This is a genomic window from Nocardia sp. NPDC051463 (genome assembly GCF_040681975.1).
In the GTDB taxonomy this organism is placed as follows: domain Bacteria; phylum Actinomycetota; class Actinomycetes; order Mycobacteriales; family Mycobacteriaceae; genus Nocardia.
Genome location: NZ_JBFBAB010000005.1, coordinates 22,033 through 42,573 on the forward strand (window position 1 = coordinate 22,033; position 20,541 = coordinate 42,573).

Annotated in this window: 17 protein-coding genes; 4 read left to right on the top strand and 13 right to left on the bottom strand. The window is 66.8% G+C overall.

Translation table 11 applies throughout. From position 1 onward, the window contains the following. Positions 1-42 precede the first annotated feature (42 nt). The 10 genes from AB0M74_RS10015 to AB0M74_RS10060 form a co-directional block, all read right to left on the bottom strand. Complete coding sequence (locus AB0M74_RS10015) at positions 43-1,410, bottom strand: glutamate-1-semialdehyde 2,1-aminomutase (protein WP_364904209.1); 1,368 nt, start codon at positions 1,408-1,410, stop codon at positions 43-45. 81 nt (positions 1,411-1,491) lie between these two features. After that, the gene (locus AB0M74_RS10020) at positions 1,492-2,853 is read right to left on the bottom strand and encodes a GNAT family protein (protein ID WP_364904211.1); all 1,362 of its coding nucleotides are present in this window, start codon (positions 2,851-2,853) and stop codon (positions 1,492-1,494) included. A gap of 3 nt (positions 2,854-2,856) precedes the next feature. Further along, entirely contained in the window at positions 2,857-4,212 is a 1,356-nt protein-coding gene (locus AB0M74_RS10025; protein WP_364904213.1) for a glycosyl hydrolase family 28-related protein, read from the bottom strand. Positions 4,213-4,214: 2 nt separating this feature from the next. Further along, positions 4,215-5,492, bottom strand: coding sequence for a protein tyrosine kinase (locus AB0M74_RS10030; RefSeq protein WP_364904216.1), 1,278 nt, complete (start codon positions 5,490-5,492; stop codon positions 4,215-4,217). Continuing rightward, positions 5,483-6,880, bottom strand: coding sequence for a hypothetical protein (locus tag AB0M74_RS10035; RefSeq protein ID WP_364904218.1), 1,398 nt, complete (start codon positions 6,878-6,880; stop codon positions 5,483-5,485). The genes AB0M74_RS10030 and AB0M74_RS10035 overlap by 10 nt, the downstream gene beginning before the upstream one ends. Beyond that, a complete protein-coding gene (locus AB0M74_RS10040) occupies positions 6,877-7,977 on the bottom strand; it encodes a glycosyltransferase (protein ID WP_364904220.1) in 1,101 nt (366 codons plus the stop codon). The genes AB0M74_RS10035 and AB0M74_RS10040 overlap by 4 nt, the downstream gene beginning before the upstream one ends. Next, the gene (locus tag AB0M74_RS10045) at positions 7,974-9,377 is read right to left on the bottom strand and encodes a lipopolysaccharide biosynthesis protein (RefSeq protein WP_364904223.1); all 1,404 of its coding nucleotides are present in this window, start codon (positions 9,375-9,377) and stop codon (positions 7,974-7,976) included. The genes AB0M74_RS10040 and AB0M74_RS10045 overlap by 4 nt, the downstream gene beginning before the upstream one ends. Continuing rightward, a complete protein-coding gene (locus tag AB0M74_RS10050) occupies positions 9,370-10,593 on the bottom strand; it encodes a glycosyltransferase family 4 protein (protein ID WP_364904225.1) in 1,224 nt (407 codons plus the stop codon). Before AB0M74_RS10050 ends, AB0M74_RS10045 begins: the two co-directional genes overlap by 8 nt. Continuing rightward, positions 10,590-11,687 carry a glycosyltransferase family 4 protein gene (locus AB0M74_RS10055; RefSeq protein WP_364904227.1) on the bottom strand — a complete coding sequence of 366 codons (1,098 nt, stop codon included), beginning with the start codon at positions 11,685-11,687 and terminating at the stop codon, positions 10,590-10,592. Before AB0M74_RS10055 ends, AB0M74_RS10050 begins: the two co-directional genes overlap by 4 nt. Positions 11,688-11,934: 247 nt before the next feature. Then, on the bottom strand, positions 11,935-13,770 hold the full coding sequence (locus tag AB0M74_RS10060; protein ID WP_364904229.1) for an FAD-dependent oxidoreductase: 1,836 nt from the start codon (positions 13,768-13,770) through the stop codon (positions 11,935-11,937). Positions 13,771-13,873: 103 nt separating this feature from the next. Between AB0M74_RS10060 and AB0M74_RS10065 the strand changes: the two genes are divergently transcribed. The 3 genes from AB0M74_RS10065 (at position 13,874) to AB0M74_RS10075 (ending at position 16,902) form a co-directional block, all read left to right on the top strand. Further along, entirely contained in the window at positions 13,874-14,569 is a 696-nt protein-coding gene (locus AB0M74_RS10065; protein WP_364904231.1) for a TetR/AcrR family transcriptional regulator, read from the top strand. A 125-nt stretch (positions 14,570-14,694) separates the two neighbouring features. Beyond that, positions 14,695-16,056: a polysaccharide pyruvyl transferase family protein gene (locus AB0M74_RS10070; RefSeq protein WP_364904234.1), complete on the top strand. Its 1,362-nt coding sequence runs from the start codon at positions 14,695-14,697 to the stop codon at positions 16,054-16,056. Between the two features lie 12 nt (positions 16,057-16,068). Beyond that, positions 16,069-16,902: a glycosyltransferase gene (locus tag AB0M74_RS10075; protein WP_364904236.1), complete on the top strand. Its 834-nt coding sequence runs from the start codon at positions 16,069-16,071 to the stop codon at positions 16,900-16,902. 85 nt (positions 16,903-16,987) lie between these two features. On the opposite strand, the gene AB0M74_RS10080 is transcribed toward AB0M74_RS10075, so the two are convergent. After that, positions 16,988-17,626 (bottom strand): MspA family porin, encoded by a 639-nt coding sequence (locus AB0M74_RS10080; RefSeq protein WP_364904239.1) that lies wholly within the window; start codon positions 17,624-17,626, stop codon positions 16,988-16,990. 198 nt (positions 17,627-17,824) lie between these two features. Next, entirely contained in the window at positions 17,825-18,928 is a 1,104-nt protein-coding gene (locus AB0M74_RS10085; RefSeq protein WP_364904241.1) for a methyltransferase domain-containing protein, read from the bottom strand. Between the two features lie 29 nt (positions 18,929-18,957). On the opposite strand from AB0M74_RS10085, the gene rfbC reads away from it, so the two are divergent. Continuing rightward, a complete protein-coding gene (gene rfbC, locus AB0M74_RS10090) occupies positions 18,958-19,512 on the top strand; it encodes a dTDP-4-dehydrorhamnose 3,5-epimerase (protein ID WP_364904244.1) in 555 nt (184 codons plus the stop codon). Here the strand turns inward: rfbC and AB0M74_RS10095 are convergent. Continuing rightward, positions 19,496-20,539 carry an SDR family oxidoreductase gene (locus AB0M74_RS10095; RefSeq protein ID WP_364904792.1) on the bottom strand — a complete coding sequence of 348 codons (1,044 nt, stop codon included), beginning with the start codon at positions 20,537-20,539 and terminating at the stop codon, positions 19,496-19,498. The genes rfbC and AB0M74_RS10095 overlap by 17 nt on opposite strands. Between the last annotated feature and the right edge of the window lie 2 nt (positions 20,540-20,541).

Consider the following 20,541-nt stretch of genomic DNA (forward strand, 5'->3'; position numbering starts at 1 on the left):
GTCGGAGCACGGGGCCGGTCCATGATGGACCGAGGAGCGGATTCATGTCGGGTCGATCCTGCGGGGTGCGGTGTGTCGGCGCAATGCGGGTGCGACGGGTCGGCCTTCGAGCAATCCGTCCACACCACCCTGCTCGATCGCCTTGCGATATACCGCCGCTGCCTCCCGGCACGCGCTGACAGTGTGGGCGATGTCGGCGTCGGTGTGGGCGGCGGAGGTGACGAAGGATTGCCCGAGGACGCCACGTTCGAGGAGTTCCTGGAGAAACAGGGTGCGGAACTCTTGGGACGGCTTCCCCTCGGGATCTCGGGTGACGAAGATCAGGCAGGACGGGCGGCCGAGCACCTGCAGGTAGTCGGCGATACCGAGTTCGGCCGCGACCGCATTCACGCCGTCGGCGAGCAGCTGCCCGGCATGTTCCATACGGGAAACCGGGTCACCGGTGCGATATTCGTCGACCACGGCACGGAAGGCGGCCAGCGAGCCCGATTCCGGGCCGTGCGTCGTGGACAACAGGAATACGCGGTCGTGCTCGGTGCGCAGGCCACCGAGTTCCATGAACTCGCGTTTGCCTGCCAGCGCCGAGATGGGGAAGCCGTTGCCCATGGCCTTGCCCCAGCACGACAGGTCGGGGCGGACGCCGTACACCGCTTGGGCGCCACCGGCCGACCAGCGGAATCCGGTGATCATCTCGTCGAAGACGAGCAGGGTGCCGTAGCGGTCGCACAGCTCGCGAACGCCCTCGAGGAAGCCGGGTTCCGGTTCGGCGAGCGCGGTGGCCGCCTCCATGACGACGGCGGCGACCGCGCCGGTGTCGAGCACCGCCGCGAGGGAGGGCAGGTCGTTGTAGCGAAACTTCATGGTGCCCGCAGCCACGTCTCGGGGGATGCCGCTGTCCATCGGCGTGGTCCCGATGAACCAGTCGTCGACCGAGAAGAACGGCTGATCACACATCGCGATGACCGTGCGCCCGGTCGCGGCGCGGGCCAGCCGCACCGCCGCCGTTGTCGCATCGGAGCCGTTCTTGGCGAACTTGACCATGTCCGCGCCTGGCACCAGGGTCAGGAAATCCTGTGCGGCAAGCACTTCCAGCTCGGTCGGGCGGCTGAAGCTGACCCCGTCGGCGATCGCCGCGGTGACCGCGTCCAGCACCGGCCGGAACCCGTGCCCGAGCGTGACCGAACGCAGCCCCATCCCGTATTCGACATACCAGTTGCCGTCGGCGTCCCACACCCGTGCACCGCTGCCGCGGACCAGAATCGGCGCCATGAACTCGGGATATTGGTCGGCGCCGCGCGCGTAGGTGTGCGCGCCGCCGGGCACCAGATCGTGCAGGCGGGCTTGGAGTTCGTTGCTGCGGGTGAAGGGTCGGCGATCGGCCGACGGGTTGCTACCCGAGACATGGACCATGGTCGGCTCCCGATGGGTCGTGAGGTACGCACACAGAAAGCCGTCGGCACGAATCTGTTTTGCGCGCGATGGATCTCGGCATCACAGTACGTCCGGCTCAGAGACGTGTCCTCGTGAGGACTGGTCGGTCGATGTGGTTACCGCCCAGAGGTCGTGATCGGCGCGCCGACCGGTAGCGCCGACATAGGAGTGCATCCTGCCCTCGCGGAGCATCCCGACCCGAGCGGCGACTTCGGCGGCACCGAGATCGTCGAGTTCGATGGCCGTCTCGACCCGGCACAGGCCGAGCTCGGCGACGGCGTAGTCGAGCAGCAGTTGGGTGGCCGCGAGTCGGGTCGGTTCAGCACAGGCGGTGTCGGTCCAGACGAACATCTTCGCATTGCGGTCGAACATGTCGAGGTCGAACAGTCGGCCTTCGCCGATGTACGCGCCGTCCACCTCGATGGCGAGCACCAGTCCGGTCCGGGAATGCAGACCCGCCCTGGCGCGCAGCAATTCGCGCCACCACCGGAAACGGGAATGCCGTGCCGCCCAGGCGGCTTCGGAGCCGCCGGGTTCCGGATCGAGCCGGTCTCTGCTGTGCATGCGCACCGAGCACCACTGCGCCCAGTCTCCACGCCGACGGCTACGCAGCACCAGGGCGGGATGTTCGGCGTCGGTGAGCCGGATCGGTTTCGGTGTCCGCAGCGGATCCAGCATGTGCAATGCGCGGCCCGCGTAATACCGGGCGGTGGCGACGAGCACGGTGGTCGCCGGAATCGATGCCGCCTCGGGAGCGCTCGGCGGGGCCGGTGCGGCTACGGCCGACTCCTGGCCGTCGTAGCGGGTGATCCAGCTGGCCGTGAAACCGTTCGGCGGAACCGCATCCCTGGTGATCGCCCACAGTTCGTGATCACGCCGGGCGCCGCCGACATCGAAATATCGCGTCATCATCGCCTCGCGTCGAAACCCCATCAATGTCGCGCCGCGCGAGGTCGCGATGTTGGCGGGCGAGATCGGGGCGGTGAGGCGTTGCAGGCCTGCCGCCCCGAACGCGAAGTCCAGGATGAGCGCTGCCGCGAGTCCGCCGAAACCGTGCCGTGCCACGTCGGTATCCACCCAGAGACCCAGCTCCGCGGACCCGGCGTCGGGTTCGATCGAGACGAGCTCGATCTGCCCGGCGAAGCGGCCTGCGACCTCGATCACCGTGGAAAGCCGCCGACCCGCACGCGCCTGCGTGCGGACCATGAGACATTCACGAATCCACTGCTTTCCGCTGTGCCGCGCCGACCAGTTCAGCGGTGAACTGGTCCAGAACGGCTCGATGGTCCGCTGATCGCGCAACCGAATCCGACGCCACTGTGCGTAGTCCGCGATCCGGGGCGGCCGCAGTACGACGATGACGCCGTGCAGGGTGGCCGGCCCGAGTCCGATACCGGACAACGAAGGTGGGTGATCGGTCACGGCTCACTCCCGGGGTCGCTGACTACCGAGCGAGGTCGTCTTCACCGCACCGTCGGTCGCTACCGCGAGTCGCCAATAGCCGCCTGCCGGATCCTTGAGCACGATCCCGCTGCCCGGATGATCGGAAAGCCATGTACCACTGGAGAGGACAGCGGAGCGCACGGCTCCGTCTGCGGTCTGGGCCTGGAAGATATCGGTGTCGCCGCGCCCGGCCCTGCCGACGATCGTTCCGGTGAACCGCGGTGAATGCACGCTGTTGCGGCCCATCACATGCCAGGCGTCCGGGAACATCGTCGGACTGAGTTCATCGGTGGAACTGGAGATCAGGTTGATGGCGGTGCCCTCGGGGCAGCCCGCGGGATCAATGCGCAGCTCGATCGGCGGCTTGTCGAGGTCGGCGTCGAATTGCACATTGGCGAGATAGGGCTGACGGCAGTAGACCAGGTCGACGCCGACGGAGCGGGCGGCGACCTTGCAGTTGGTCATGCCGAATTGTGCGGGTCCGCCCCGATCGCGCTGGCCGATCGACAGCGCGATGTCGGCGCCCTCGAACCAGACATTGGTCAGCCACCAGTCATTGGCAGCGCCGTCGATGGCGATGTGCTTGTCGGTGGTGTGCGGGTCGTTATCGGAGACGAATTCGACATTCGTCAGGGCAAGTCCGGCATTGTGGTCGCTGCCGGTCCCGAGCACCCCGATGTAGTTGCTGGTGAGCTTGGAGGAGGTGACGTAGTTCTGGATGCACGACGTGACGATGCCCACGCCGAAATTATTGATGTCGCAGTTGATGAATGCGGTACCGCCGGAATTGTTTTCGAGGACGACACCGCGCTGCTCCAGAAAGCGTGGATGGTTGTCGCTGAGATGGTTGCCGCGGATCACCACGGCGTCGAACGAACAGCGGAAGCATTCCGAGAGCACGACGGCGGTGGAGTGCGGCGCCGTCATGAAGATGCCGAGGCGGGCGAAGCGGATCCGATTGCGCTTGCGGAGGTTGATCAAGGTGGTGTCCGCGTCGCAGACCACAACCGACACATCCGCGCCGTCGCCGAGGACCGTTGCGTAATCAGACATTTCCGGCCACGACCGCACCATGTAGTGCCCGGCGGGTAGGTAGAGCACCAGCGGCGTGCCGCCGACCGCGGCCGCCGCAGCGAACGCGGCGGTGTCGTCGGCGACGCCGTCACCGACCGCGCCGAAGTCACGGACATTGCGCGCCGCGGGTGCGTCGGTGACGTTGGGCGAGCGGAAGGGGTTACCGGGGGGATCGGAAGAGGCACACGCCGCGAGCGGAAGCGCTGCGGCGGCGCCCAGCGATGCGGCGAGCAGTCGTCGTCGACCGACGGCGTCCTCGGCCATCCTCATGGCCTCCCCATCAGTCGCTGCAGGCGGCTGCTCGGAACACTATGGGCGACAACACCGGTGAGCGTGGCGTCGCCGAAGGTGGCGAGCGCGCCGCGCACCTGTGCGGTGGAGGTGCCGCCGAGCTGGACGACGGCCAGGGTCTGATCGAACAGTCCGGCCAGAGCGATGGCATCGGCAGCGCCGGTGATCGGGGCCACCTGCACGATGACGTGATCGAAGTCGGTGCGCAGTTTGGCAATGACGGCCGAGAACCGATCGGAGGCCAGCAGATCGGAGGTCTGCGGATCGGTGTCACCGAGCGGCAGCACCGAGACACCGGTCTGCTGCCACCAGGTCACCGATTCCGGAACCTGTGCCGAGCCGCGCAGTACACGAGCCAATCCGGGGGACTGGTCCGAGGCGTAGGGCTGTAGACGACCCGCGTTCGACGTGTCGGCATCGACGAGCACCACATGACGGCCGGTGTCGGCGAACGATTTCGCCAGCGCCATGGTGACGTCCGATTCCGATGTGGTCGTCAGACTGGTCAACATGATCGCGGCGGCGTCGCCATTGCGCAGCAGCCGGGTGCGTAGCCGTCGGGTTTCGTCCTCGGCGCCAGGACGGCCGGCATCGAGGATGCCGAGGATCGGCACCGTAAGCACGGCCTCGAGTTCGTTGGACGTGCGCAACCTACGGTCGGTGCGATCGCGAACGAACGCAACCAGGCAGCCGAGGCCGAGGCCTGCGAGCACGCCGAGCGCGAGCAGCCGCGTCGTTTGCGGACCGGTCGGACCGGTGGGCAGCTCAGCACGATCGATCACCTCGACGCGGGCCGCGGGCGCCGCGCCGACCTCGATCGTTTCGAGTTCACCGATGAGGCGCCGGAATTGGGCGACCACGCCGTTGGCGATATCGCGCGCCCGCGTCGGGGTGCTGTCGGTGACCGCAATGTTGATCATGGTGGTGGCGGGCGGCGAGGTGGCGGTGATCTTGCCCTGGAGATCATCGATGGACATCTTCAGGCCGAGATCGTCGATGGTGCGTTTGGCCAGCGTGGCGCTGTTGGCGAGATCGACGTAGGAGCGCACGCGCTGCTGCGCGGCCAGGCCGCCCTGGTAGGAATCGTTCACCGAGGTTCCGGTGGCCATGGTGACATACATGCTGCTGGAAGCCACATAGGTGGTCGGCAGGCTTTGCGCGTACCCCACCGCCGCGAGCACACACAACAGCAGCACACTGGCAATGATCAGCCAGCGCCTGCGCGCGATATGCCAGTAGTCGATCAAACCCATTGCCCGGATCCTCTTTTCCCGATGAATACTGGTGTTGCTTGTGGCGGGGACAGCGGTGACGGCCCGGGCCGGGCCCGCCGCCGATACTCTTTGACCGCCAAATAGATGAGCCATGCGAGCACTGCGGACTGCACGAACTTGCCCAGTGCCTCCATGCTGCCCAGGATTCCGCGCTCGAACAGTGAGGAGGCGCCGGTCATGGCAAGGCCGAGCACCACAATCGGGAAGTAGCGGGAGTACAGCGATTTGGCCCACGCCAGCAGCAGCCCGAAGGTGAAGGCGACCGAGACCACGACACCGGCGTAGCCGCCGAGGACATAGCCCTCGTTGACGTTGCCTTCGGCCAGCGACACCGAGACTCGCGTCATGTCCACCGACGCGCCGCGAACGTCGTTGGCCCATGCGGTGCCGGACTGGAACTTCTCCGTGCCGAGCAACTGAGCCGGAATCAGGGTCAGGGTGGCGTGCCGGATCACCTCGTCGGGCGCCACCCAGAACCCGGGCCCGTGAAAGTAGGCGTCGGTGGCTGCCTCGAGCAGGTCGAAGCGGCGCAGGATACTGAGGAACGGCTGCACCATCGGGGGGTAGCTCGAATTGGTCAGTGCCGATTCGCTTTTGGCGAATTCCGTGGACTTGAACGACTGCAGCCAACCGAAGCCGCCGATGCCCAGGACCGCGATCACCATCACACCGACGGCTTTGCCTTTGGTCCAGCCGACGAGCGCGAAGCGGACAGCCACCGCAAGCGCGGCGCCGAGGATCGGGGTCTTGGACTCGGTGGCCACGGTCCACCCGAGCTCCATGACCAGCAGCCCACCCAGCATCAGTACCGTCGTCAGCTGCCGCGCGGGCCTGGCGAAGATGATCAATCCGAGCGCGGCGATGGTGCCGAGAATGGCGACGAAGTTGAGAATCGGGTTCGCGCTGTCGACATCACCGGCATGGCCGGTGGCGCCTGCGGCAATGGTCGCGCCGCGTCCGAGGACGCCGACGGCATAGATGGCCACCAGTGCCGGGATGAAGTCCGGGTCGGCGATCATCGCAGGCTCGCGCGCGACACCCAGCATCGAGGACCGAAGCCGCGACCAGGTCGCGTACCCGACGATGAGCATCGCGTACACCCACAGGCCGAATACGACGTGGTGCAGAACCAGCGCGATGCTGTCGTCGTAGCCGTATTCGGCCAGCCGTGGATCGGGCACGTTGTCGCCGTAGTGCGGATCCGGTTTCACCACCAGCAGCACGACAGGTCGTGCGACATATGACAGCGACCAGAATGCGGCCTGCGCGATGACGAATACTCGTGCGACACCAGGAATCCATGCAGCGGCCACCACGAGGGTGGCCAGCGCGCACGCGATCAGCGCGAGCTCGGTGTAGGCACTCACGACTGTGACTCGTCGGCACCGTGCGCCGTGTTACCTGGAAACGCGATATTGCCCACAACGGCAATGCCGCTCACGGGCCTTGCGACCGTCGGTTGCGCGAGCGAGGCGATGATTTCGCGGGCGCGATCGACATAACGATGGCCGCCGTCGACGATCCTGCGGTACCCGGCCCCGGCGACCGCGGCCGCCTGCTCCGGGTGCGCCGCGCACCACCGGACGATCTCGTGGAGCTCCGCGGCTTCGGTGAACAGGAAGCATTCGACGGTGTCGCGCAGTAGCTCGGCGTGCTCGTCGGTGCGTTGGCCGACGAAAAGGCCACCCGCTGCGGGCACTTCGAACGTGCGGCAGGTGTGAGTGTCGCGGTTGTCGGAGTTGAGCAGCACCAGATTGGCGGTGACGTCCGCGATCACCGCCGAATAGTGCTGTCCGTACACCGGTCCGGCCACCACCGCGCGGGTGGCGCGCAATTCGGGGACCCGACGCCAGCCTGGACCGCGGACCACCATCCGATCGCCGTAGGCCCGGGCCAGCTCGACCATGTCGTCGCGTCGGTCGGGGCGGCACACACCGATGAAGCCGAGCAGGAATTGCCGGGCGCCGCGTCGCGCCGCCGGATGATGCCAGGCCGGGTCGTAGGCGCTGCGCACGAAAGTCACCGCGCGGGCGCCACGCTCGCGCAACTCGACGACATTGTGCTGCTTGGTGGTGACGATCAGGTCCCATTCGGATTCGTGCGCGAGATACTCGGGACTGATGTTCTCGGGGTTGGCGACATCGTCAGGGCTGTAGTGCACGTGCAACCGGGCCGGGGTGTCCAGCAGTCGCCGCTGGTCGAGGTGTACGGATTTGAAAGCGAACAGCAGGTCGGGCCGGAAATCGGCGGCAGCGCGCTCGATGTCGGCATGGACCTGCTCCACAGCCCACGGCGCGCGCCGGTGCGTGGCCTTGGCGTACAGCCACGGCGGCGACAACCGCGTGGGCAGGGTGACCGGCGTGGAGTCGATCACGACGACCTCGTGCCCGGCCTGCCGGAATCCGTCGGCCAGCGAGCGGGCATTGCTGCCGACCCAATCGTCACCGACATACAGGATTCTCACGAGCGTCTCTCCTCACGCAAGAGCACGACCGCGGGATCGGCGGCCGACAGTGCGCGCTCGCGGCCGATGAGGGTGCGGACGCGCGCCAGATACCAGAACGCGACCGTCCATTCGACGATCACGCTGCCGTAGACCAGCGTCCACACCGAGTGGGTGCGGAAGGCGATGACCAACGCGACCGCCGCGACGCAGGTCCCGAGCATCGCACCGATCAGCACGCCGGTGGTGTCCTGACGCACCGGAAGCACCGCGGTGGTGATGAACGAGGTGATGGTGGTGGCGGGCAGCATGAAGACCTCGACGCGCAACAGCCCAACCGCCGAAGCGAACTCGTCACCAAAGACCAGATGGATCATCACGGGAGCGGCCAGCCACACGGCGACCACGGCAAGGCAGGCCAGACACACGCAGGCCGAAAGGGCCTGCAGAGCGCGGCGCCAGAACCCGGCTTCGGCGCTGCGCTTGGCCATCCGCGGCAGCAGTGCGAAACCGATGGGATCGAGCGTGGATTGGATGGCGCGGACCAGCCGGTCGCCCGCGGAGTACAGGCCGAGGGATACCGCGTCCAGCACCGCGGCGTACACCGCGGCGGCGCCCTGGCCGTAGGTGGTGACCAGTAGGCGTGAGGCGAAAACCGGTGCACCCGTGCGCAGCACCTCGCGGAAATGCCTTGGCCGCGCGGGCGGCCCGAATGATCGCAGCGAGTCCCACCAGGTCAGCACCACGGTGGGAATCGAAGAGACGAGCAGACACAGCATCGCGATCTCCGCGGTGGGAATTCGCGGCAGCACCACGACCAGTAGCACGAGATAGCCCACCCTACCGACCGCCTGATAGCCGGTGGACGCACCGAATCTGCCCTGCCCGATCAACAGCCAGTCTTCGGAGACCGACCAGAATCCGCCGGCGAAGAGCCCGAGCAGGAGCATTTCCACTTGGTCCGACGCGCCCGCGGCCAGGCTCAGCAAGAGGGCGGCGCCGATGAGACCGAGGATCGCGGATCGGATGGCGAGGTAGTCCCCGCGCAATTGGTTGATGTTCGCGATGCGATCGCGGTCGTGGGAATCGTGGACACGCGCGGCCAGGAAGGAGGTGATCCCGAGATCGACGAGCAGCGATCCGATGAAGTACGACGACATGCCGATGGCGAGCAGCCCGAGACCATGCGCCCCGAGCACCCTGGCGATCAGCGGCACCGTCACCAGGGTGATGACGTACTGCCCGTACTTACCGAAGGTGACGAGGCCGATGTCGCGCAGTACCGCGACAATGCCCTGAGAGCGGTGTTCACCGCTGTCGTTGCGGCCGCTGTCGCGTTTGCGGTGGGCGCCGCCGGTGGTCGATGGTGGCCGTTGGTCGGGCGGCGGTGGGTGGCCTGCCGTATGTTTGCGCTCAGACATGCGGGTTCCGTTCGACAGGCGGAGTCCGTTCGACAGGCGGAGTCCGTTCGGTCGGATTCGGGTGTCCCGCAGCGCCGGTGCGTCGGGTGAGGGTGTCGAGGAAGTCGGCGACAGTGTGCGCCGAGGCCCCGATATCGAAGTGTTCCGCGCGGACTCGGCCCGCGGCCGACACACGGGTACGCAGTGCGCGATCTGCGATCAGCGTGTCCAGCGCGGCGGTGAGCTGCTTTTCGTCACCACCGCGCACGAGCAGTCCGCTGACGCCGTGCTCGACTATCTCCGCCGGACCGCCCGGACCTGTGGCAATGACCGCGCAGCCCGCGTGCATGCCCTCCACAACGACCTGCCCGAACGGCTCGGGCAGTACCGAGCAGTGCACCAGGATGTCGGCGTCGTGCAGGTGGGGGTTCGGGTCCTCGACGTGTCCGGTGAAGGTCACCGGCAGTGCGAGATCGCGCGCGAGTTGCTCCAATTCGGCACGATAGGGCTCTTCGTCGAAGAAGGTGCCACCGATCAGAAAGATCCGGTGCGGGCGGACTGCCGTGGCTGCGGTGGCGCGCAGCAGGACGTCCTGGCCTTTCCATGGACTGAGTCGGCCGACGACGGCGACCACGGTTTCCTCGGGTACGCGCTGGTCGGCGCGGTGCGCGGCGGCGTCGGCGTGCAATTCGACGCCGGGGTAGGCGACGATGGCGGGGCGACGACCGGTGCGCAGCGTCGCCAATGTTGTTTTGCTATTAGCGATGTAGCCGTGCGCGACCAGCCGCCCGAGGGCTTGCAGGACGAGGGTCGGCACCCGACCGAAGTAGTCGACGGCGATGCGGTCGTGCACCTGCCAGACGAGCGGAATGCCCGCGCGGCGCGCGGCGACCGCGCCCATCACCAGCGCTTTGCTGCTCTCGGCGACCAGCACCTCGGCGTGCAGGCGTTTCGCGGTGGCGCCGATCGCCCAGCCCAGGCGCAGCAGGGCGAGGAACCCGGCGAGCAGCCGGAGGGGCCCGGATCCGATGGTCATGGCACGACTGTCGAACCCGCTTCGCTGCACACGGGTCTCGATCCCGCGTGCCCGCATGCGCTCGACCATCGGGCCATCCTCCGTGAATATCGCCGTGACCTCGGCGCGCCCGAGCTCCCGCAGTGCGGACAACAGCCGCAGCGTGGCGAGTTCGGCACCGGACGGTGCGGCGGTATGCGCGAGGAAGAGGGCTTTGGTCATTGCCTTAATTCCTCGTACATCGTCATATGTCGCGCCGCTGTGACATCCCATGAGAAAGTTTCTGCGTGCGAGCGACATTCGGCGGGGGAGGGTAGGATGCCGCCCAGCGCGGCGGAAATTCGGTCCCCGAGTGCCTCGGCGTCACCGGCGCGCACGATGAGTGAAGGGTCGAGCCCGCGGACCGAATCCGGGAGTCCGCCACAGTCGGTGACAATGGGCGCGCGGCCTGCCGCGAGCGATTCCAACGCGATCAGGCCGAATCCTTCCAGGGCGATGGTGGGGACGACGGTCAGTTCGGCCTGCTCGTAGAGCTCGGTGAGTCGCGTGTCGTCGATATGCCCGGCGAAGACTATAGATTCGGCGGCCTTGCTGTCCATCGCGGCGGCCTGAGCGCGCAATTCCTGCTCCGCCGTGCCGGTTCCGACAAGGACGAGACGGGCGTCGGGGTGCTGGTCGAGGACGCCCGGCCAGCAGCGCAGCAGATTGGCGATGCCCATGCGGCGTTCCAGTCTGCGCACACACAGGACGGTGCGCCCCGCGGATCCTGCGTTCGGCACCGGTGTCGCACGGAATCGACTGAGATCGACGCCGGGTGCGATGACCTCGATCCGCTCAGCGGGTACCCGATAGTCATTGGCGAGCACGTCGCGGAAGTAGTTGGACAGCACGACGAATCGGTCTGCCCCGGCGTACCGCAGGCGCTCGACCAGGTATTTCGCCTTTGCGCCCAGTTCGCTCTGGCCGGTGAGCCTGCTCTCGGCCGCCCACGGACCGTGGAAGTGCACGACGAGCGGGACCCGTCCGCGTCGGTCGATCGCGGCGGGTCCGTACAGGCAGAAATGCCGGTCGAGCACCATTGCACGACGCAATTCGGTGCGGTCCAGGAAGGCCGTGCGCGCCCGATGCAGGGTGGATCCGCCGAGCGGTCCCCAGGATCGGACGCCCGGCAGGCCCGGGCCGAAGTCCGTGGACGCCGCACCGAAGGCGGCAGCGGACACCTCCACATCCGGCTGTCGGGTGAGTGCGTCGAACAGGTCGGTGAAGTACCGATTCAGTCCACCCGGCGCCGCGGCGAACCACTCGGACCCTGTCATATGTACGCGGAGCGGCCCGGTCGGTGCCGTCACCGTTGCCCCCTGTTGCTGGTGATCTTGATGCGGGCCTTCCTACCGGGCTCGCTTCCCGCGCAACAGTCTAAGTGACATCCAGCATTTCGGGCTCCCGAGGAAGACCGACAGGTAGCTGGAACAGTCTGTTTCAACTCCCGACTGCCGGGCGCGCACGGTACCGCCCGGCGAACTGCGAGTCGACATCACAGTGCGACGGGATGTTTGCCGGGATCTAACCAAGGTCGAAAAGGTTCGGTTGACCCGCTCGATATCGTGCCGCATCCAGTCGGCGCAATGGCTCGAAAGCCGGTATCGAGTCGCGAGTGAACAGCCGGACGCGCGGTGCACTCGACCCAGCGGCCTCCAACAGGGCGTTGACGGCGGTACGGCCTGCCTCGTCGGCGCCCTCCATGGTGGCCAGGTCGAAATTCGTCTGCACATAGTCGGCGGCAAGGAAGAGATTCGGAATCCGCGTGTGCGCGGTGGGTCGATCGGCCCAGGACCCGATCGTATTGACCAGCAGTGGTTCGTCGTTGTGGTTGTGCCCATCGGTCCAGGTGATGCCGGGGTCGAGCAGCCACTCGCGCACAATGCCCTCCTTCAATTGAATCCTGCCGTCATCGTTGAGCGCCGCGGCCATCTGCGCCCAGGTCTCCTGGTAGATCTCCGCGCGTGTGCACTGCTTGGCGGTTTTCCCGAAGAGGATGCCCGGGGTATCCCAGTCCGCGATGTCGATGGTGAGACCGTCGACGATGCTGCCGTCGCCGTACTTCGCGGCGTAGTCGACGTCCCAGAACGCGCGCTGGGTATAGGAGGTCAGCCGCCACGGCGCATCGAGATAGATGTTGTATCCCGCGCCGAGTTCCAGCTTCTCGCTGACGAACATCTGCATGCCGTTCATCCAGTCGACATGGAGCGCGTCCATCCGGCCCAGCGCTGGGTCGAGGGCGCGGATCTCGGGCGACCACAGGCGGCGAGCCCGGTCGGTCGGCACCGCGCAAACATACCAATCCGCTGCGAAGACCTGGGTGGAGCCGTCCAGGCGTTGGATGCGGGCGCCGCCGATCCGATCGTCGTCCACCACGAAGCCCTGCAGTGCGTGGCCGGGATGGAACTGCACGCCCATACTGCGCAGCAGGGAGATCCACGGATCGAGCCAGGCCTCGTTGGTCGGACCGTTGAGCACCTCGTATACCTTCGGGCCGCCGGTCAGCTCCTGCATCAGCGCGATGAAGAAGCCCTCCATCATGTTGCCCATGGTCCTGGTGCTCGCCATGTATTCCTTGGCGGCGACGAGCGCGCGGGTGAGGCCGGTCGCCGCTAGTGCCTGGAACTGTGCCGAACGGGTGCGCGCACCGACGAAATCCCACCAGCTGACGTGCTCCCACTGCCCGAAGCGGCGTTCCTCGCTGGAGGTGAGATAGGTGATCACCCGCCCGGCCATATACATAGCCTCGTGCAGCGGGACGAGGTTGTTCTTCATGAAGACCTCGACGAGGATGCGCTGCATCCCCTCCGGTGTGAGCGCCTGGCGCGGATCGAAATAGAACCCGAACATCAAGGGAAAGCCGTCGGGGAGGTTGTTCGCGCGCGGGTAGCGCGGGTCGTTCACCGAGAAGGGAATCAGATTGTCGTAGACGGTGCTGCCGGTGCCGGGCACCGGTATGCGGCGCATCGTGTCGTGCACGTGGTGATAGAACGAGGTGAAGCCGCGGGCGCCGTGTTCACCCGGTAGCGGCGCGCGACCGTCCACGCCGGTGCCCGGCAGTGGGATGGTGCGCGACTTGCCGCCGAGTTCTTTGCGGTCGAAGACGGTCACCTGGAATCCGCGCTCGGCCAGTTCGTGGGCGGCGGTGAGCCCGCCGATTCCTGCGCCGAGCACCGCGACGGTGGTGCGGGCCGGACCATTTCGCCTGCGTGGAGCTCGGGCGGCGGCCGCTCCCGAGGTGATTGCCGCCGTTGCCGCCAGACCCGCGGTTCCCGCCGCTGCGGCGGCGCCGCGCAGCAACGAGCGTCTGCTGAAGCCCGAGTCCTGCGGGCGATGTGTCGATGAATCTCGAGTTGTCATGAAGACCCTGTCTAATTCTGACTATCCTGATCGTCATATTTAGCAGATGGTCGCCGCGGATGGGAGACAATGCAGGCATGACAACGACGTTGGCGCGCATGTCGTGAGTGAGCGTGGCGAGCGAACGGCAGACGCGGCCGCCCCGCGACAACGGCGGCCGGTCCGCTCCTATGGCGGCGTCGACGCGGAAGCACGGGTTGCCGCCCGGTGCGCAAAGCTGCTGGACGCCGGGCTCGAGCTGTTCGGCACCCGCGGGTATTCGGCGACCGGCATCAAGGACCTGTGCCGAGCGGCAGGGCTGACAGACCGATACTTCTACGAGTCGTTCGCCGGGACACGTGAGCTGTTCGCGGCGGTCTTCGACCACGTCATCGACGAGTTGTTCGCCTCGGTGGCGCGTGCGGTGGAGGCGACGCCGCCACGGGGGACGCGCAAGCTCCGGGCGGGGATCGGTACGTATCTCACGGCGCTGGCGCAGGATCCGCGCAAACTTCGCATCGTGTTCGTCGAGCCGAACGCGGCGGGGGCGGAACATCGCCTGCGCGATGCGTTATGGCGCTTCGCGCGATTGGTCGCGGCCACCGCCACCGAGGCACGGCCGGCGGATCACCCACCCGCACCGATCGTCGATATTTTCGCGTTGTCGGTGGTCGGCATGCTGGAGCGGGTCATTGTGGAGAAACAAGGCGGTCGGCTGGCGGTGTCGATGGACGAACTCATCGACTATTGCACTGCCTTTGCCGGGGCTTCGCTGCGGGCCATCCACACGGGCGAAATCGATAAGCGCACAAAGGATTAAGGAACGAAACCCACCGGAAGTGTTGGTCACAAGTCTGGCCGACATCTCTCGGGTGCGGTAGATTTCACAACGAGTTCGTGCCGGACACGAACCGACCCGCGGGGGACTGGCGGGAGGAAATCACAGTGGGGACCGAGCATTCGGTTGCAGATTATTCCGACATCGACCAACAAGACATTCGCGTACTTGTCGAGAACGGCGAGTATTGGCTACGCAATCGCGGCGATATCGCCATGATGACCGTCACCATCGAGCGGTTACGGGAACGCTGGCCACATGCGCGCATCGGCGTGCTGACCCATCAGCCCGCCGTGCTTCAGGCATTGCTGCCGGAGGCGGAACCGATTTGTGGACCCGAGTGGTGCTGGGGATCGGACAGTTGGCAGGGACGGCTGTCGCGCACCGCGGGCACGAGGCTGATCGGCCCCGCGGCGCTGCGGTGGCGCGCCGCGACCGACGGGCCGAAGGATCGGCTGCGTGCCCTGCGTTCCAGCGCATGCCTACGCCGGTATCACCACCAGTCGGATGTCGAGGCGGTCGGCGCCGAGCTTCCTGTCGAGATCCCAGCCGCGGTCGCCCAGGCGTCGCTGGTCATCGCCCTCGGCGGCGGCTATATGACGGATGTGGATCGCTACCAGGCCAATCGCACCCTCAACCTGCTCGAACGCGCGCACGCGTTGGGCATTCCCACCGCGATGGTCGGGCAGGGCATGGGGCCGCTGCGGGATCCGCTGCTACGGCGCCGCGCCACGCAGGTGCTGCCGGACGCCGATTTCATCGCGCTGCGGGAGCCGCGCCGCGGCCCGGAACTGCTGAGCGGTTTCGGCGTGGAGCCCGAACGGGTCATGGTCACCGGTGACGACGCGGTCGAGTTCGGTTACCGGTTGCGCGGCGCACGGATCGGGACCGATATCGGGCTGTGCCTGCGGGTGGCCGACTATTCGAAGGTCAGCGCGACCGCCCAGGTGACACTCGGCGGTGTGGTCCGGGACCAGGCCGCCGAGCTCGATGCCGGTGTGGTGCCGCTGATCATCTCCGAATACGCCTCGGAGGATCGACTCGCGACCTTGCCGCTGCTGGCCGGCGCGGCGCGGACGACGGCACCGGTCGGGCGCGGCGGCACCGCGCGCGATGTGGCACGTCAGGTCGCCGGTTGCAGGCTGCTTGTAACGAGTGCCTATCATCTAGCGGTATTCGCACTGTCGCAAGGCATTCCTGCGGTCGGAATTACCGCCTCGGAGTACTACGACGACAAGTTTCACGGCCTGGCCCAAATGTTCGGCGCCGGGCTGCAGGTGGTACATCTGAACGATGCGGAGCTCGAGGACAATCTCGGCCGCGCGATCCGGGAGGTGTGGGACAATGCGCCGGCTGTCCGGGATTCGTTGCGGCAGAAGGCCGTCGAGCAGATCGACGCCAGCCGGGCCGGCCTGGAGCGAGTGTTCCGGTTGGTGGAGAGCGGCCCGGTACGCCGCGCGACCGTTTAGGGGGTACCTGTCATGACAACACTGTCGGTATGTGTTCCGGCCTACAACTCGGCCCGCACACTCGCGACGACGTTGCGCTCGGTGCTGGAGCAAGATGTGGATTTCGAGCTCGTCGTCCTCGACAACGCGAGCACCGACGCCACCTCCGAGATCGCGCACTCCTTCGACGACCCGCGCATCCGGGTGCTCCGCAATGATTCCGTGCTGCCGATCGGCGACAACTGGAACACCGTGATCCGGGCCTCGACCGGAAAGCTTGTGAAGGTGGTCTGTGCCGATGACGTGCTGCGACCCGGTGCGCTGACCGCGCAGTTGGCGGTGATGGCCGACGAGTCGATCGCCATCTGCGCCAGCCGGTTCGAGGTGATCGACGAGGCGGGTGCGGTGCTGGAAACCGATCTCGGTTTGGCCGGGTTGGCGGGCAGGCAGCCGGCCCGGGTGCTGGCCCGCACGATCGTGCGCCGCGGGCCCGCTGATTTCGGGCCGACCGCGGCGGCGATGTTCCATCGCGAGCATTTCGATCGGGTCGGCGGGCTGCGTGGCGACCTGGTGTTCCCGATGGATGTCGACCTGTTCGCACGGGTGTCGTCGTTCGGGGTGTTCTACGGAATGCCCGAAATCACCGCCGCGTGGCGGAATTCATCGTTCAACCTGTGCAGCAGCACCTCGACGGTGAGCAAGCTCACCGATATGCTCCGATTCCACCACCGCCTCGCCGGCGACCACCCGGAGTTGGTGAAGCGTGCCGATGTGCTGGCCGGCGACACCCGACTGGCGCGGGCGGCACTGCAGCGGTTGCGGATCCGCACCGTCGCGACGGTGCGGCACCGTCCAGATCTGCTCTGAACGGCCCGCTCTCGGCTGTACACGCTCCTCGACGACGAACGTGGTGCCCCCTTGACAGGGGACGCCACGTTCGGTCTTTCCGAGCTCAGATGGTCCAGAGCCTGCCGTAGGTGATTACCGTGTCGCCGCTGGAGCTGACCACCCGGACGAACGGACGGATGTTGGTCGGACCGAGGACACCGGTGACAGTGCCGTGGAAGCCGGACATCCGGATGAATCCCGAAGAACCGGAGACGTCGCCTCCGGCGCATTCGACCGTCTGGATGCCGGGGCCGAAACCGACCTCGAGCTGGATGCCACCGCGCGGGATGAGGTCGTTGAGCTTCAGCAACGCGCCTTCGCTGCCGCCGAGGTCTAGTCCGAGACTCGGTGTCGACCACTCGAATCGCAGTTTTCCATTGAGGGTTGCCGGGAATCCGACCTGATAGCCGACGGTGATGTGGCCGGTCCAGTCCTGCGCGTTCGGGCCGGAGATCTGGAAGGCCGCCGCACCGGTGTGAAACCACTCGCGGGTCAATGGGTTTCCGTCCAGCGGTGCCACGAAATCGATACGGGTATCGGATTGGATTGCCTCGACCGAACGGTCGCTGTGGTCGAGGACTTGATTGCTGCTGTCGATGGCGGCGGCTGCGGTGGCGTTCGCGAAGATCAGGCCCGCCGCGAGGACCGCGGCCAATGCGAGCATGCGCAGACTACCGCGACGGAACGGTGTTGTTTCCCTCATCAGATTTTTCCCCTTGGATTCCCCTCGCACTGCCGAGCGCGCTGGCGCGCTCGACGCCCCACCCCCGGCTCATGGGGGCGACAAGCCCTTCAATCGTCCAGGGTGATCTACCAGCGGTAAATAAAGCTGGTCATGTCAACTACGGTGGGTTGATTCAGCAACAATGTGGTTTCGGCACAGCCAATTCAATGCAATATCTCACCATCCCTCCGAAGGGCCCGCCGGGTCGTCGAGCACCCAACGTCCTTCCAGCTCCGGGAACTGGGCTCGAACCTCGGGCAGCAGATCGCGCAGTGTGAGCAGCACCGAATCCGGTCGGGCCGCGACGAGTTCGGCGGGGGAGATGATCGGAATATCGGTGCCGGGCATCCGTCGTCCGTGTTTGGCGGGCGAGGCGTCGGCTACCGCCGCGACGAGTCCACGGTGCAGACCGGCCAGGCTGAACAGTGCCACCGCGCGGGAGGCAGCGCCGTAGGCGTACACGCGTTGTCCGCGTGCGGTGATCGCTTCCAGCCATGCCCGCAACATTTCGGCATGCTGGTCGGTCGTGCGCTGGAGCCCACAGAGAGCAGCAACATTGGTGGCTTCCGCCTCCGCGGCGAGTACGGCCTGCACTGCGCGATCCGATTCGACCGCACCGTGAACTGCACCGACCAGGACGGTGCCGCCGTACAGGTCGAATTCCCATGCCGTCACCACGCTCATGCCTGCCGATTTCAGCAACCGGACGAGAGCGGCCAGCGAATAGTAAGCAAAGTGTCCGTGCCTCAGCGCGTTCCACTGACCCGCCGAGACAATGGTGGCCAGTGAGTGGTACTGGACCAGCAGCAGCCCGTCCGGTGCGGTAGCGGCGGCACGTTCTGCGACGGCCGCGGCCTGATCCGGTTCGTGCATGATGCCGAAGCAGTCGAGCACGATGTCGGCAGGCTCAGCGCTGGTGCGGAATCCGCGTTCGGCGAGCAGCGGCAGCCAGGTGCCACCGTGCGGGCTGCCGAACTCACGCACCGTGGTCCCGCGCAGCAGACCCGCCTGCGCGACCCGGGCGATCGCATCGGCGGCCTGATCGCGCAGCGCCTGCGGTTCGACGCCGCGCGGCTCCTCGGTGCGGGTGTCGTCGTCGGCCAGCTGTGCGAGCCCGCAGGCCTCGCACACATCCATGCGGAGCGGATGCGTGTTCTCGTCGATCCCGATTGCCGCGTCGGCGCTGGGGAAGTAGTCTGCGGCGGGCACGGCGCCGAGATCGAGCACCGTTGTCAGCCGGTCGTTCCTGCAACCGCGGCAACGGCTACCGTCGGCGTTCACGACGGCCACATTCGTGACACCATGGCCACGTGCGTATCGAGCCGACCGAACTCGCTGATGTCCTTGTCCTGGCGCCGGAGCCCTTTCGTGACGAACGCGGTTTGTTCACCAGGACTTTCGATGCCGAAGAGTTCGAAGCCGCGCTGGGTGTGCCCGGTGCCGCGGCAGCGTTCCTGCAAGACTCGCAGTCGCGCTCGACCCGCGGGGTGATCCGGGGCATGCATGGCCGCTCCGGGCCCGGCGAGGCGAAACTGGTGCGGTGCGCGAACGGTGCGGTGCACGACGTGCTCGTCGACATCCGGCCCTCGTCGCCGACCTTCGGGCAACAGCAGGCTTTCCTGCTCGACGACAACGACTTCCGGCACCTGTATGTCCCGCCCGGGTTCTTGCACGGTTTCCAGGCGCTCACTGCGACGGCCGATGTGTGCTATCGCATCGACCGCCCGCATGATCCGACCGAGGATATCGGTGTCGCTTACGACGATCCGGACCTCGCGATCGGCTGGCCGTTGCCGGTCACCGTCGTCTCCGACCGCGACCGCGCCGCGGGCAGCTGGCAGCACCTGGTTATGCGAGTGCGCTGACACCCGAACCGTCGACCCGTCGCATCGAAGCGTCGAGAATCCCCGCGTCACGAAGCTTCTCGAGGTGCGGAAGTCTGGTGAACCGGTGGAAGAAGTCATCACTGGTGAGTCCCCTGGCCGTGTATTCCCGATACAGCTCGTGCGCGCCCGCCGGGATGGTCCATGCGGCATGGAAGCCGATGGCTTCGCGCGCGGCAGAGAAGTCGACGCGATAGGAGCGCGGATCGGCTCCGCTCTCCCCGGTGATATTGAGGCGCGCACCGGGCACCGCGTCCACCACCGCCTGCGCGATGTCCGCGACGGTCAGGTTGTTGGCCTCGGTGCCGATATTGAACGCGCGGCAGTGAATCGCCTCGGTCGGCGCGGTGAGGCAGGTCGCGAAGGCGGTCGCGATGTCGGCCGCGTGCACCAGTGGGCGCCACGGTGTGCCATCGGAGAGCACCTTGACCTCCCCGGTGAGCACCGCGTACCCGACCAGATTGTTCAGCACGATGTCCGCGCGCAGCCGCGGCGAGAAACCGAATGCCGTGGCGTTGCGGAGAAAGACCGGAGTGAAGTCGGCGTCGGCGAGTGCTGCGAGGTCGTCCTCGACGCGCACCTTGCTCTCGGCATAGGGCGTGATCGGCTTCAGTGGTGCGTTCTCGGTGACCAGCTCTTCGCCGGCGGCACCGTACACCGAGCAGGTCGAGGCATACAAGAAGCGCGCGACGCCCGCTGCTTTCGCGAGCCGGGCCAGCCGGACCGACGCGTGATGGTTGATGTCGTAGGTGATCTCGGGATGCAGCGCGCCCAGCGGGTCGTTCGACAGCGCGGCCAGGTGGATCACCGCGTCGAAACCAGCGAGTTGCTCAACGGTCACATCACGGAGGTCGACGGCGATGCCGGGCGGATCGCCGGGCAGAGTGCCGAGCACGCAATCGGCGAAGAACCCGGAATCGAGTCCGACCACGTCGTGCCCGTCGGCGCGCAGCACCGGAACCATCACGGTTCCGAGGTACCCCTGGTGCCCGGTGACCAGAACTCGCATGC